Consider the following 13870-nt stretch of genomic DNA (forward strand, 5'->3'; position numbering starts at 1 on the left):
ACGGCGGGCATCACCCTGTGTGAGCCCCCACAACCGATTGAATCTGCAGCCCGAACCTACCTTGTCGGGCCGAGGGCCGACGGCCCGCACCCCAGGTGGTCCCGCAGCACCGTCTCCGCGGCGGCCACGGCTCCCTCGATCGAGCCGGGGTCGGACGTCCAGCAGTCGCTGACGATGTACACCGCCTCGCCGGGCAGCGGACGGCGGACGCGGGGCGCGATCTCGTCGGGGTCGCGGCCGGGCCGCCAGACGTGCCAGGCGCCGTCGTGCGGCGGCAGGTTCCAGTCCTGCCGGAGCACGGACAGCGGGTCTTCGAGGCGCGCCAGGCCGTGCATGCGCTCCAGCAGTCGGTGGGCCCGCTCGACCAGGGCCTGGCCGGGGTCGGTGGGGCCGGCGCCGGGCTCGTGCAGTGCCTCCCAGGTCTTCGTGGCGGGGCCGCTGGGGTAGGCGGCGAGCAGCAGCGCGGGGCCGTCGGCGCGGGCGGGGCCGGGGGGCGGGCAGGTGCCGCCGTACCAGAGCTGCCGCAGGGGCAGGTCCGTGGTGGCGCGGCCGCGGGTCACGCCGATGCCGTGCCACCACGGCGTCCGGTAGAGCAGGAAGAGCTTGTGCGCGGGCACGGCCTCGACCGCCTGGAGGTCCGCGCGCAGCCGGGGTGTGAACGGCAGGCCGTCCCCGTCGAGCCGCAGGAGCGGGCCCGGGGGCAGGGCGAGCACGACGGTGTGCGCGTGGACGTGGGCGTGGGCACCGGTGGGGCGGCCTTCGGGGTCCTCCAGGGCGAACGTCAAGCGGTAGCGGGGGCGGCGGGTGTCCCGGAGCGCGGTGCCGCCTGACGCGGTGCCGCCGGATGCGGTGGCCTCTGACGCGGCGCGGTCGTGGTGCGGCCCCGCGCGGTCGACGCGCAGGAGCCGGTGGCCGAGGCGCAGGGTGCCGCCCGCCGCCGTGAAGCGGTCGCGCAGGGCGAGGGGCAGGCTCTGCATGCCGCGGCGCAGCGTCAGATAGGCGGCGCGGGGCGGGGTGCGGAAGAGGATGCCGAGTTGTTCGGCGGTGTTCTCCCTGCTGTACGCCACGTCGTAGCCGCCGGTGTCGTGCAGGAACGCGACGGCCTCCGCGCCGAGCACGGCCCGCAGGGCGTCGGCGTAGGTGGTCGACCGCAGGGGCCGGCCCTGGAGGGTCGCCCGGTCGCGGCGGGTCCGGAAGGCGGTGGCGCTCTGGGCGGCGCGTTCCGTGTCGCCTCTCTCCAGGGATTCGTGGTGGCGGCGGCGCAGTGCGGTGAAGCCGGGGACGAGCGCGTCGGCCGCGCGGAGCACCAGGTCGTCGGGGCTCAGGCCGCGTTCGCCGCCCGTGAGGTCGTAGGGGATCCTCGCGGCGTCTGCCAGGTGGCGCTGGCGCAGGGTGACGCCGCGGACGTGGGTGGGGTTCTCGGGGCGGCCGAAGTCGAAGGGCACGAGGTCGCCGGTGAGGTGTGCCTCGTGGACGACGTCGAGAACCTGCCGCAGTCCGCTGTGCAGGCGCATCGCGCCGAGGTCGGCGTGCAGTCGTTCACCCATGGGGACCGACCAGAGCCGTCCGCCGACGCGGTGCGCGCGTTCGAAGAGCGCCACCCGGCCGGGGTGGAATTCACCGGCGCGCTCCCGGTGCCGGGCGAGTCGGGCCGCGAGGAGACAGCCGCCGATTCCCGCTCCGACTATCGCCGTGTCGACTTCCGGAACGGCCGGTAATGGCTGGCGAGTTCGCATGGTCGACACCGTGGCCGTATTTGCCACTGCATGGTTTACCACCCTCTGGTGTTGATCTACAGTCGCGCTCACGTACACGTCTTAGCACATTTGGTCCCCCGCGCTTCAGGCGTCCGGGACCGCACGCCTGAGCCGCTGGAGAAACCGCATGATCTTCCGCAAAGATGTCGTCGCCGAAACCGCCGGCGCCTACGACTCGTTGGCCGCCTACTTCCAGGACGTCCGGTCGTTCTTCGAGGTTCTCAGCGTGCGTTTCAGTCTGCCCGAGTACGGTGTGCGACTGCGCCCCATAGCCGGGAACGAACTGTTCTCGAATGCCAACAGCTACCTGCTGTCCGACGACAGTTCGTACCCCTACTACCTGTGGCTGCCCAGTTGGCTCGGCCGCTTCTACATCGACGCCGACCGGATCGCGGACGGCCGCGGTGCCGATGACGTGCGCACCGCCGACGCCCGCCACCTCGCGTTCGTGTGGCCGTGGCTCGGCTTCAACGACGCCTACGTCAAGGACGCCGAGGAGCCCGAGTGCTGGTTCGGCGTGGCGGAGCCCCGGCCGCAGGATCCGCGGGAGACGGTGCGCACCACGGCGCAGAGCCTGTTCAACCACTTCCGCCTCGAGCACACCCTCGACGGCGAGGACCAGGGCTGGCTGACCGGACACTTCACGCCGGACGCGGGGACCGGCTGCAATCTCACGGGGCGTTGGCACCTGCGCCGGGTGCCGCTCTCGGCGCTCACGAGCTACTACGAGGTCGAGCGGAACGTCATCCAGCCGCTCGGTGAGAAGTTCAGCGCGCTCGCGTCCCTGCCCCTTGCGCACGCGACCGAGGGGCAGCAGCCGCAGGGACACCCCGAGCCGGTGCCCACGGCTGTGCGGTCGTGAACTTCCACGGAGTGAGACGCCCTCGCGATAGGGGTTATTGAGGGGTACTCCGGGGCTATCCGAACGCCGCGCGGTCACAGAACAATCTCAACGGTCAGAGGTGTCAAGACGAGAGGTGACCCATGCGAGGAATCGACAACACCATCTCCGCCATCACGTTGAACTCCGTCCACCTCGAAGGCGGTCCGAGTACGCTTTCGGGGAATGTCGTCCTCGCCGAGTTGAACGAAGTGATCTGCTCCGCCGAGAAGATCAAGATTCGGCACGGAAATGGCTATGAGCACTACGAGTTCATTGACGCGCCGGTCACGCTCGACGGGACCGCGCTCGCCGAAGCGGCCGACCCGCTGAAACTGCGCTGGGTCGGCCGCACGAAAATCGCCGAGTAGCAGCGGGGCAGAACGCGCCACCAGGGTCACGCGCTCCCGGAACCCCCACGAGAATGGGCCCCCACCGCCTTCGCGGTGGGGGCCCATTCTCGTGCGGACCGGACCCGGGGGGAATCCGGTCCCGTCAGTCGCCGCGTCCCTGGGGCGGGTAGGACGCGTACGGGCTGCCGCTCTGCGCGGGCACCGGGTTCTGGTGTCCGCCGTGCGGCGGCGTGCCCTGGCGCGACGGCTCATGGCGGATGCGGCGCGGCCACCACGCGGCCCGGCCGAGCAGGGCGGTGAGGGCCGGCGTGAAGAACATGGCCATCACGAAGGCCCCGATGACGATGCCGAAGGCGACCGCGAACCCGATCTGGGCGAGCGAGACATCGCTGGCGAGCAGCATCGACGCGAACGTGCCCGCGAGGATCACACCGGCCGCGGCCACCGTCGGGCCCGCGTGCTGGATGCTCTTGGCGGTGGCCGCACGCGGGCCGAGGCCTTCCTTCGCCTCTTCCCGCAGCCGCGCGACCATCAGGATGTTGTAGTCGGTGCCGATGGCCACCACGAACAAGTACATGATCACGGGCAGGAAGAAGGTCAGACCCGACTGGCCCTCGATCTGCTGGAACAGGATCACGCTGGCGCCGAGGGTGGCGCCGAAGCCGAGGGCCACGGAGACCATCAGATAGATCGGCGCGACGATGCTGCGAAGCAGCAGGCCGAGGATGAGCATGATGAGCGCGGCCGCGGTCGGGAACACCACGGAGAAGTCCCGGTTGACGGCCTTGTTGATGTCGACGAACACCGAGGTGACGCCGCCGACCTTGGTCTCGGTTCCGGGCGGCGCGGACTCGTGGGCCGTGGTCCGCAGCGGGCCGCGGACGACGTCCATGGCCTTGCGGCCGTTCGGGTCCATGGTCAGCACGGCGTTGAACTCGGCCGTCCTGCCGTCCTTGCTGAGCTGCGAACGCGAGGCGCTGCCCACGCCCTTGACCTGCTTGAGCTTGCCGACGAAGGCCTTCATGTCGGCCTCGTTCAGCTTCTCGCCGTTCGTGGAGCGCATCAGGACGGTGCTGGGGTTGGTGCTGCCCGCCGGCAGGTCCTGGCTCATGGCGTGCAGGGCGACCTGCGACTCCTTCTTGGAGTTCTCGTCCTCCTGGCTCGCGAAGGTCGGCTTGTAGCCGAACGCGCCGAGGGCCAGCACGATCATGAGCAGACCGGAGCCGACGGCGAACAGGCCCGGGCGGCGCGCCACGGACTTGCCCATGGCCTCGAAGCGGGCCGCGCGCGGCTCCCGCTGCCAGGACTTGGACGGCCAGAACACCTTGGTGCCCATCAGCGAGATGATCGCCGGGATCAGGGTGAGGCTGGCGAGCAGGGTCACGCCGATGGCGATGGCCAGGGCCGGGCCCATGGAGACGAGGAAGCTGAGCGAGGAGAGCAGCAGCGCGAGGAAGCAGACGACGACGGCTCCCGCGGCCGAGGCGATGGCCTCGCCGACCCGGCCGATGGCGGAGATCATCGCGGTCTTGGAGTCCTCACCGAGCCGCAGTCGCTCCCGGTAACGGAACATCAGGAACAGGATGTAGTCGGTACCGACGCCGAAGAGCACCACGATGAGCAGCGACGACACCGAGCTGTCGGCCTTGAGGTGGAACTCCTTGGCCGCGGTCGCGATCAGGCCGTTGGCGATCTGGGCGACGAGGGTGATGCCGACGATGGTGAGGACGGTGATCGTGGGGCTGCGGAAGATGATCGTCATCAGGACGACGATCAGGACGATGGTGCCGATGAAGATCAGCCCGTCGGCCTCCTTGGAGGCCTCCTCGTTGTCGAGCTGAGTGGCCGCGTCACCCGTGACGCCCCACTTCAGCCCCGAGTCGGCGACCATCGGCTTGAGGTCGTCGCGCATGTCCTCGACCGCGTGCTGCTGGCTCTTGTCGCCCGCCTTCACGTCGGCCATCGACACCATCACCGTCTGCACCTTCTTGTGCGGTGACGGCGGCGCGGTGATGACCTGCTCGACCTTGTCGTACTTCTTGGCCTGCAGGGCCTTGCCGATCTTGGTGATCTCGGCCGAGTCGGCCTTGTCCAGGGCCTTGCCGTCCTCGCGCGTGAAGACCACGATCGCCGAGGGGCTGAAGCCCTTCGGGAACGCCTTCTCCTGGATCTTCTGCGCCTGGATCGACTCGTAGTGCTTGGGAAGGAACTCGGCCTGATCGGTTGTGGTGGTCAGCGACGGGGCGAAGCCGATGACGGCCGCCCCGGCGATGAGCCAGCTGATGATCACCAGCCAGCGGTGGCCGACGACGAAACGTCCTAGTGCTTTGAACACGGTTCCTTCCTCCACTCCGGATCACGCCGAAGTACTTGGTCTTGCGGGGGTCTGTGGTGCGGTTCAGGGCCGGCCGCGGTCCGTGCGCCGGCCGGTCGGCGCGGTGCAGAAGGGGGCGACGAGGCCGGGCAGCGCCGCCTCCGCGAAGCGGAGCCCGTCGGCGACGCCGACGTCGCGGATGCGGACGGCGCCCTTCCCGGCCGCGGTGGTGGCGGTCAGCGTGCACAGTCCGGCGCGCCGCTGCGTGAACGTCTGTCTGCCGGTCCAGCCGACGATCCGGTCGCGCCGCAGCACCACCGTCCGCCGGACGAACGTGCCCTGTCGTACGACGAGGTGGTCACCGCTCAGCGCGTGGCCGAGGCCGCGGTAGGCGTCCACCGCGAGCGGCGCCCCGCAGGCCGCGGTGAGCGCCGCGGCGACGGGGGCGGCCCACCAGGGCAGCGCTCCGGCGGCCGTGCCGGCCCCGGCCAGGGCCGCTGCCCCGGCCGGGGCCCACAGGCAACCGCGCACCAGACGGCGGCGCAGCGCGGGCCGGGGGTGACCGCGCAGCACCGCCTCAGTGATCGGCGACGTGGCCTCGTTCAGGACGTCGGCCGCGATCTGGTGCGCGGAGTTCAGGGGGGCGGCCGGGATGAGCTGGGCCGGGCCGAGCGAGCCGGGGACCTGGGTGCCGCGGCCGCCGAGCCCGGTGGCCAGGAGGGTCAGCCGGCCGGCGGCGAGCAGCCGCAGGGGCAGGGGACGGCTCAGCTCGACGCCGCAGATCCGCCGCTCGGCCACGGACACCGACCGGGAGGTGAGCAGGCCGCGGCTGATGTGCAGGGCACCTCCCGGCTCGCGTTCGAGCCGGTGTCCGTACCAGGCCTCGGTGAACGTCACCAGCGAGCCCGCGACGCCGACGGCAAGGAGCACCAGGGCCACGACGGCGATGGCCACGGCGAGGGGCACGGCGGCCAGCCAGTCCCAGACGCTCCGCGCGGTGCCGCTGTCGGTGACGTCGAGTCCGAGGGTGTCCAGGAGCTTGGAGACACCGGTGACCACGGCCAGGACCCCGGCGAAAGTGGTGACGGTCAGAGGGGCGTAGCGGGCCCAGGACCAGCGCATCCGCGCGAGCGGCACCGGCAGCGCGGGGGTTTCGCCGCCGGTGTCGCCCTCGCCGCGGCTGAGCAGCAGCGCGCGGAACCGGACCGCCTGTTCCCGCGAGATCCCGTCGAGCACCAGCTCCTCGTCCTCGCTGCGGGCGGTGTGCTCCCCGGTGCCGACCTTCACGGCCGCGAGCCCGAAGAGGCGGTGCACGGGGTTGGCCGTCAGATCGGCGCTGCGGACGCGGTCGCGGGGGATCGACTTGTCGGTACGGAAGAGGAGCCCGGAGTGCAGCTCGATGAGGCTGTCGGTGATGCGGAAGCGGGTGGTGCGGTAGCGCACCCACTCGTGTCCGGCCTGGACGCCCGCCACCACGATGTAGGAGCCGAGCACGATCAGGCCGTGGGTGTTGAGCAGGTCCCGGGCCACGAGGATGGCGCCGAGCAGCGGCACGGCCGGGCCGACGAGCCAGCTGACGCTGACCACGATCATGCGCGGGTGCAGTCGCTGCCACGGCTCCGCCGCGGTCGGCGGCTGCGGATTCGACACGTCGAGCACCGGTGTACGCACGGTCACGTGCCGTCCTCACGCAGGGCGCGGACGCGCTCGGTGAGGTCCCGGACCAGCTCTTCGGCCAGGTGCCGGTCCAGGCCGACGAGGGTGACCGGGCCCGCCGCCGACGCGGTGGTCACGGTCACCGCGGAGAGCCCGAAGAGCTGCATCAGCGGGCCGCGCTTGGTGTCCAGGGTCTGGATGCGGGTGAACGGCACGACACGCCATTCCCGGGTGAGCCAGCCGGAGGTGGCACACACCGCGTCGACGCCCGCCTCCCAGCGGTGCACGCGGTAGCGGTACCAGGGGGTGAGCAGCGCGTAGCCCGCGCCGACGGGGCACAGCACCCCGAAGACGGCCCACAGCCAGGACGGGGCGTCGGGCGTCAGGGCTGCGGCCGCGAGGGCGGCGAGCACCGGCACGACGACCAGGAGGTTCTGCGTCAGCCACCAGTGGACGGCGCGCCGGTCCGGGCGGCGGGCGGGCCGCGGCACACCGAACGACAGCGGCGGAACACCGGCCAGCACCGGAACATCGGCGTCCGGATGTGTCGCCTCCGCCCCGTCCCGCGCTGCCTGCCGCGTCTGCTGTGGCACTGCCCCTCCGCCCTTGTGGCTGTCGTTGTCCCACCAGCCAAACAACCGGGGCGGGGAGCGAGGCAGAGCGCTTCGTGTGCAGTGGAAGCGACCAAGGTTGCAACTTCGGGAGCGCGCTACCCACTTTCGTACGCTCCGCTGTTTCGTATGGACCACGTCCGCTTCGTGGGCGTGTGGGCGCCAGTAGGGTGACCGCGTGACAGGGCCGATTCGATGGTTGGGCCGCAGCGCCGTTCAGGACACCATCCTCGTCGCCACTCTCATCGCACTCAACGTCTTCGTCGCCTTCTGGAGCGGCTTTCCCCGGGAAGAGCATCCGCGGTTTGGGCCGTGGGCGGGGTTGGGGTTGCAGGTGGTTGTGGTGGTGGTGTTGGTGGTGCGGCGGGTGTGGCCGTTGTTTGTGTTGGGTGTGGCGACGGTGTCTGCGGTGTTGATGTCGTTGTCGGTGTGGTTGGTGCCGGGGTTGTTGGTGACGTCGGTGGATGGTTCGGGGGTGTGGGTGCCGTTGGCTGCGCCGTTCGCGGCGTATTCGGCGGTGGTGTATTCGTCGCGGCCGCGGGGTGCGTGGGTGTTGACGGGTGTGTTGACTGTGGTGGCGACGCGGTTGTGGGAGTTGTCGTTCGCGGTGGCGGCGTCGGGGGTGTTGTTGACGGCGGTGCCGGCGTTGTTGGGGATGTATGTGGCGGCGCGGCGGGGGTTGATCGTGGCGTTGACGGAGCGGGCGGAGCGGGCGGAGCGGGAGCAGTTTTTGTTGGCGGAGCGGGCGCGGGCGGAGGAGCGGGTGCGTCTTGCGGGGGAGATGCATGACGTGGTGACGCATCGGGTGTCGTTGATGGTGTTGCAGGCGGGGGCGTTGCGGGTGGTGTCGTCGGATGAGCGGGTGCGGGCGGAGGCGGAGGGTTTGCGGGCTGCGGGGTGTCAGGCGTTGGAGGAGTTGAGGGATTTGGTGGGGGTTTTGCGGTCTCCGGAGAGTGCGGTGGGGTTGGTGGGTGGTGTGGGTGATGACGGGGGTGTGGGTGTGGGTGATTGGGGTTTGTCGGTGTTGGTGGAGGAGTCGCGGGCGGTGGGTGTTGAGGTGGTGTTGAGTGAGTCGGGGGATCGTTCGGTGTCGTCTCCGGTGGTGGCGCGGACGGCGTATCGGATTGTGCAGGAGGCGTTGACGAATGTGCGGAAGCACGCTCCGGGGAGTGGGGTGCGGGTGGAGGTGCGGTATGAGGCGGATCGGGTGCGGTTGAGGGTGCGGAATTCGGCTCCGACGGCGGCGGTGGATCGGGAGTTGGCGTCGTCTGGTTCGGGGAGTGGGTTGAAGGGGTTGCGGCAGCGGGTGGAGTTGGTGGGCGGCACGTTCGAGTCCGGCCCCCGCCCCGACGGCGGCTTCACCGTCAAGTCGGTGTTGCCGAGCTATGTGCCGACGACGGTGACGTGGATCCGCTCGGACAACGGCACGCAGTCGGCGTCGGCGGGTCCCGCGGGGCCCCCGGGGTCGGTCTTCAAGGAGTAGGCGGTGGGACAGCGCGAAGGGCCGGAGCTTTGAAAGCTCCGGCCCTTCGCGCTGTCCGCGCTGTCCGTACGTGTGGCTGCGGGGCTCCCCGCGACCGTCAGCGGCTGACGAGCCCCGCGTCGTAGGCGAGGAGTCCCGCCTGGGTCCTGTTGGTGCACTCCAGCTTCACGAGCATGCGGGAGACATAGCCCTTGACCGTCGCCTCGCTGAGGAACAGCTTCGTGGCGATCTGGGCGTTGGACAGGCCTTCGCCGAGGCAGGTGAGGACATCGGTCTCGCGCTCGGTGAGCTTGCCGACCAGGGCCTTGGCGCGCTCGCGCGCGGCGTCCTCGTCGGAGGACGCCGCCACGATACGGCGCATGGCGACGGGTGAGAGGACGGTGTGGCCGTCGGCGGCGACGCGGACGAGGCCGATCAGGTCCTCGGGGGGCGTGGATTTCACAAGAAATCCACTTGCTCCACTGCGCAGCGCCCGCATCACATACTGATCGGCGTCGAATGTGGTGAGCGCCACGACTTTCGGCGGCTGGTCGAGTTTCATGATGCATTCGATCGCCGTGAGGCCGTCCACGCCCGGCATCCGCAAATCCATGAGAACGAGATCGGGGCGATGCCGCATCACGGCCTCCACCGCGGCGGCTCCGTCATGGGCGGCGTCGACGACCTCAATGTCCTCGGCCGAACCGAGAATCGTTCTCAAATGCGCGCAGACCATGGGCTCGTCATCAACAACCAACACCTTTACGACTTCATGCCCCATGGTCACAGTCTATCCATGGTGCGCTTCCATCGGCAGTACGGCTTCGATATGAAAGCCGCCGTCGGGGCGGGGGCCGGACTCGAACGTGCCGCCCACCAACTCCACCCGCTGCCGCAACCCCTTCAACCCACTCCCCGAACCAGACGACGCCAACTCCCGATCCACCGCCGCCGTCGGAGCCGAATTCCGCACCCTCAACCGCACCCGATCCGCCTCATACCGCACCTCCACCCGCACCCCACTCCCCGGAGCGTGCTTCCGCACATTCGTCAACGCCTCCTGCACAATCCGATACGCCGTCCGCGCCACCACCGGAGACGACACCGAACGATCCCCCGACTCACTCAACACCACCTCAACACCCACCGCCCGCGACTCCTCCACCAACACCGACAAACCCCAATCACCCACACCCACACCCCCGTCATCACCCACACCACCCACCAACCCCACCGCACTCTCCGGAGACCGCAAAACCCCCACCAAATCCCTCAACTCCTCCAACGCCTGACACCCCGCAGCCCGCAAACCCTCCGCCTCCGCCCGCACCCGCTCATCCGACGACACCACCCGCAACGCCCCCGCCTGCAACACCATCAACGACACCCGATGCGTCACCACGTCATGCATCTCCCCCGCAAGACGCACCCGCTCCTCCGCCCGCGCCCGCTCCGCCAACAAAAACTGCTCCCGCTCCGCCCGCTCAGCCCGCTCCGTCAACGCCACGATCAACCCCCGCCGCGCCGCCACATACATCCCCAACAACGCCGGCACCGCCGTCAACAACACCCCCGACGCCGCCACCGCGAACGACAACTCCCACAACCGCGTCGCCACCACAGTCAACACACCCGTCAACACCCACGCACCCCGCGGCCGCGACGAATACACCACCGCCGAATACGCCGCGAACGGCGCAGCCAACGGCACCCACACCCCCGAACCATCCACCGACGTCACCAACAACCCCGGCACCAACCACACCGACAACGACATCAACACCGCAGACACCGTCGCCACACCCAACACAAACAACGGCCACACCCGCCGCACCACCAACACCACCACCACAACCACCTGCAACCCCAACCCCGCCCACGGCCCAAACCGCGGATGGCCTTCGTGGTGGGTTTCGTTCCAGACGGCCACGACGACGTTGAGGACGACCAAGGCTGTCAGCAGCGTGATGTCGGTCGTCGTCGGGCGGAAAACGGATGGCTTGCCGGATTCGTCGTCGGACTTTTCTCCGGCCGTCCTGGCTGGCTGCACGACAAGCCCACCCCCGTACATGTCGGCTTCGCGCTCTGTGGGTCGTGCAGAGCTTAATGCGTATGGCGGCTGGGCCCTACCCGCAGCCCTGACCTGGGACTTTAACGTCCCCTTGGTGGCTTTCGCGCCCCCTGGCCAACGCTCCTCCGGCGGGAGCCGTGCACCTCGCGTCCTCGGCACACCAGGCCCACGAGAGGGGGAACGCCGGAGTCGGTCACTACTTTCGTCGGTAGGAGTACCAACGTTTCCCTCTGCCCCGGCACCTGCGTCAAGCGGTTGAATAAGTCTTGTTGGCAGCCCGGCAGGAGCAACACCCAAGCAACACCGGCCGGGGCGCGGCGCGAGAAGCAACAAGACTGCTCACCCGAACAGATCATTTGAGGAGCGACATGCTGTGGGTCGGCATCGTCCTGGCGGTTCAGGGATTCGGTTCATTCCTGACCGAGCGCATTTGGGACACAAAATTCGGTGTCACGGCACTCCTGGGTGACGACAGCCCCTCGTGGGTGAGCCTGGCGATCGGCGTGGTCGGTCTGGTCATCCTCGCGTTCTGCGCGAGTTCACGTACCCGTAAGTCCGTACACAACTGAAACCCCCCTCCCCCGGGTGTTTTCACTCCCCTGCTGTCGCAGGGGCCGAACTCCCGGTGGCCGGTTCTCCCCCGTAACCGGCCACCGGGTTTCTTCATGTCCGGAAAAAGACGTGCGGGACGAGAGACATGAGGGACTGCGCGGGGGGCTCAAAGACGTGGACGACAGGGCGGGTCGTCCGGCGCGGTGACACGCGCCGGACGACCCGCCCTGTGCTGTCCTACGACGTGAAGTGCGCCTTGAGGACGGCGATGACGTCCTGGGCGTGGTCGGTCAGGTAGAAGTGGCCGCCGGGGAACACCTTCATGTCGAAGGTGCCCAGGGTGTGCGGCTCCCAGGCCCGGGCCTCGTCGAGAGTCGTCCGCGGGTCGTCGTCGCCGACCAGGACGGTGATGGGGCTGCCGATCTGCGCGCCGGGCTCGGCGCGGTAGGTCTCGATGGCCGTGTAGTCGCTGCGGATGGCGGGCAGCACCATGCGCAGCACCTCGTCGTCGCCGAGCACCCGCGGGTCGGTGCCGCTGAGCTTGCGCATCTCGGCGATGACGCCGTCGTCGTCGCGCTGGTGGACGTTCTCCGGGCGGTGGCTGGAGGGCGCGCGGCGGCCGGAGGCGAAGACGTGCACGGGAGCGCGGCCGTCCCGCTCCAGGCGGCGGGCCACCTCGAAGGCGAGCACGGCGCCCATGCTGTGGCCGAAGAAGGTCAGCGGCAGCGAGTCGTCGTGGTCGCGCAGGGCCTCGGCGATGCGGTCGGCCAGCTCGGCGATGGACTCGATGCCCTTCTCCGTGTGCCGGTCCTGGCGGCCCGGGTACTGCACGGCGACGACGTCGGCGACCTCGCTCAGGGCGGCCGACACGGGGAAGTAGAAGCTGGCCGAGCCGCCCGCGTGCGGGAAGCAGACGAGGCGGGCGGTGGCGTCGGGGGCCGGGTGGTAGCTGCGGACCCACAGGTCGGCGGCGGTGGTCGTCATGACAGGGGTTCCATCCATGGGGAGGAGAGCGGGTGAACGTGTCGAAGGCGGGCCGTGGCCCGCCTTCGACGTCTGCGCGGTACGCGCCCGGGATGCCGCTGCCGCCGCGCTCAGCGGAGCGGGAAGCGGACCTCGCCGGCCACGATCGGGTTCGCGTAGTTCTTGCTGGAGATCTTGATGCGGTTCAGGGCGAGCCCCGTCAGCGCCTCGAAGACGGCCCTGCGGGCGTTCATGGCGGTGGAGTAGCCCGCGTCCAGGTGCGGGGCGACCTCGACCACGTCCATACCGATCAGGTCCGTCTCGTGCGCGATCCGGCGCAGGGCGGTGAACAGTTCGCGGGTGGTGAGCCCGGCGGGCTCCGGGGTTCCGGTACCGGGGGCGTACGCGGGGTCGAGGACGTCGATGTCCAGGGACAGATAGACGTGGTCGGCGACCGCGCGGGCCTCCTCGATGACCTTGTCGATGACGGCGGCGAAGCCGATCCGCTCGATCTCGGCCATGAAGTGCGAGCGCATCCCGGCCCGGCGCATCCAGTTGAACAGCTGGTCGTCGGGGCCCGAGATGGTGCGGATGCCGACCTGGATGACGTTCGGGCCCGGCACCATCTCCTCGTCGATGAGGCGACGGATCGGTGTGGTGTGGGTGGCGCGGTGCCCGAACAGCTCCTCGTGGCAGTCGGGGTGCGCGTCGAAGTGGATGACGGCGATGGAGCCGCGCCCGTGCACCTCCGAGAGCGCCCCGACGCTCGGCCAGAGCAGCGAGTGGTCGCCGCCGAGCACGACGGGCCGCGCTCCGACCTCCGCGATCTCCCGGACCAGGCCGCGGATGGGCTCCATGGACCGGGTGATGTCGAAGGGGTCCACGGCGGCGTCGCCGTAGTCGACGACCTTCAGGACGTTGAACGGGTTGACGCGGGTCGCGGAGTGCACGAAGCCCTCGGGCGTGGCGTACAGGTAGCGCTCGTCGGCGCGGATGGCGCGCGGCCCGTAGGCGGCGCCACGGTGTCCGCTGGAGACGTCCACGGGGCAGCCCACCACGGCCACGTCCACGCCGCCCGCGCGCAGGTCCTCCTGGTTGAGGGCGAGGGGCACGCCCATGAAGGTGGGCACGCCCGAGTAGGACGGCTGGACGTAGTAGCGGCGCAGGTCGATGGGGCCGGGGTCGCGCCGCGGAAACGTGGAGCGATCGACCTCCCGCCGCCAGGCCTCGGACTCGGGTGTCTCGCTCATC

Annotated in this window: 12 protein-coding genes; 4 read left to right on the plus strand and 8 right to left on the minus strand. The window is 69.9% G+C overall.

What is annotated here, in order from left to right; genetic code table 11:
- Window positions 1-56: 56 nt before the first annotated feature.
- The gene (locus QUY26_RS04690; RefSeq protein WP_289943831.1) at window positions 57-1736 is read right to left on the minus strand and encodes a flavin monoamine oxidase family protein; all 1680 of its coding nucleotides are present in this window, start codon (window positions 1734-1736) and stop codon (window positions 57-59) included.
- Window positions 1737-1884: 148 nt separating this feature from the next.
- Between QUY26_RS04690 and QUY26_RS04695 the strand changes: the two genes are divergently transcribed.
- Window positions 1885-2619 carry a hypothetical protein gene (locus QUY26_RS04695; RefSeq protein WP_289943832.1) on the plus strand — a complete coding sequence of 245 codons (735 nt, stop codon included), beginning with the start codon at window positions 1885-1887 and terminating at the stop codon, window positions 2617-2619.
- A 122-nt stretch (window positions 2620-2741) separates the two neighbouring features.
- Window positions 2742-3008 (plus strand): DUF5988 family protein, encoded by a 267-nt coding sequence (locus QUY26_RS04700; RefSeq protein ID WP_289943833.1) that lies wholly within the window; start codon window positions 2742-2744, stop codon window positions 3006-3008.
- 124 nt (window positions 3009-3132) lie between these two features.
- On the opposite strand, the gene QUY26_RS04705 is transcribed toward QUY26_RS04700, so the two are convergent.
- The 3 genes from QUY26_RS04705 to QUY26_RS04715 all read right to left on the minus strand — a co-directional run bounded on the left by QUY26_RS04705 (window position 3133) and on the right by QUY26_RS04715 (window position 7553).
- Window positions 3133-5325: an MMPL family transporter gene (locus QUY26_RS04705; protein WP_289943834.1), complete on the minus strand. Its 2193-nt coding sequence runs from the start codon at window positions 5323-5325 to the stop codon at window positions 3133-3135.
- Between the two features lie 63 nt (window positions 5326-5388).
- Window positions 5389-6981: a PH domain-containing protein gene (locus tag QUY26_RS04710; RefSeq protein WP_289943835.1), complete on the minus strand. Its 1593-nt coding sequence runs from the start codon at window positions 6979-6981 to the stop codon at window positions 5389-5391.
- Window positions 6978-7553 carry a PH domain-containing protein gene (locus QUY26_RS04715; RefSeq protein ID WP_289943836.1) on the minus strand — a complete coding sequence of 192 codons (576 nt, stop codon included), beginning with the start codon at window positions 7551-7553 and terminating at the stop codon, window positions 6978-6980. The genes QUY26_RS04710 and QUY26_RS04715 overlap by 4 nt, the downstream gene beginning before the upstream one ends.
- A 196-nt stretch (window positions 7554-7749) precedes the next feature.
- Here QUY26_RS04715 and QUY26_RS04720 point away from each other — a divergent pair, with 196 nt between their 5' ends.
- A complete protein-coding gene (locus QUY26_RS04720) occupies window positions 7750-9054 on the plus strand; it encodes a sensor histidine kinase (protein ID WP_289943837.1) in 1305 nt (434 codons plus the stop codon).
- A gap of 97 nt (window positions 9055-9151) precedes the next feature.
- Here QUY26_RS04720 and QUY26_RS04725 read toward each other — a convergent pair whose 3' ends face one another.
- Both QUY26_RS04725 and QUY26_RS04730 read right to left on the minus strand, forming a co-directional pair.
- Window positions 9152-9814 (minus strand): response regulator transcription factor, encoded by a 663-nt coding sequence (locus QUY26_RS04725; protein ID WP_030363850.1) that lies wholly within the window; start codon window positions 9812-9814, stop codon window positions 9152-9154.
- Window positions 9815-9823: 9 nt separating this feature from the next.
- Window positions 9824-11083 carry a sensor histidine kinase gene (locus QUY26_RS04730; RefSeq protein ID WP_289943838.1) on the minus strand — a complete coding sequence of 420 codons (1260 nt, stop codon included), beginning with the start codon at window positions 11081-11083 and terminating at the stop codon, window positions 9824-9826.
- A gap of 389 nt (window positions 11084-11472) precedes the next feature.
- Here QUY26_RS04730 and QUY26_RS04735 point away from each other — a divergent pair, with 389 nt between their 5' ends.
- Entirely contained in the window at window positions 11473-11673 is a 201-nt protein-coding gene (locus QUY26_RS04735) for a hypothetical protein (RefSeq protein ID WP_289943839.1), read from the plus strand.
- A 220-nt stretch (window positions 11674-11893) separates the two neighbouring features.
- Here QUY26_RS04735 and QUY26_RS04740 read toward each other — a convergent pair whose 3' ends face one another.
- Together QUY26_RS04740 and QUY26_RS04745 are read right to left on the minus strand one after the other, a co-directional pair.
- Window positions 11894-12640 carry a thioesterase II family protein gene (locus QUY26_RS04740; RefSeq protein WP_289943840.1) on the minus strand — a complete coding sequence of 249 codons (747 nt, stop codon included), beginning with the start codon at window positions 12638-12640 and terminating at the stop codon, window positions 11894-11896.
- 110 nt (window positions 12641-12750) lie between these two features.
- Window positions 12751-13869 (minus strand): agmatinase family protein, encoded by a 1119-nt coding sequence (locus QUY26_RS04745; protein WP_289943841.1) that lies wholly within the window; start codon window positions 13867-13869, stop codon window positions 12751-12753.
- Window position 13870 lies beyond the last annotated feature (1 nt).

It is taken from the genome of Streptomyces flavofungini, assembly GCF_030388665.1.
Lineage (GTDB): Bacteria > Actinomycetota > Actinomycetes > Streptomycetales > Streptomycetaceae > Streptomyces > Streptomyces flavofungini_A.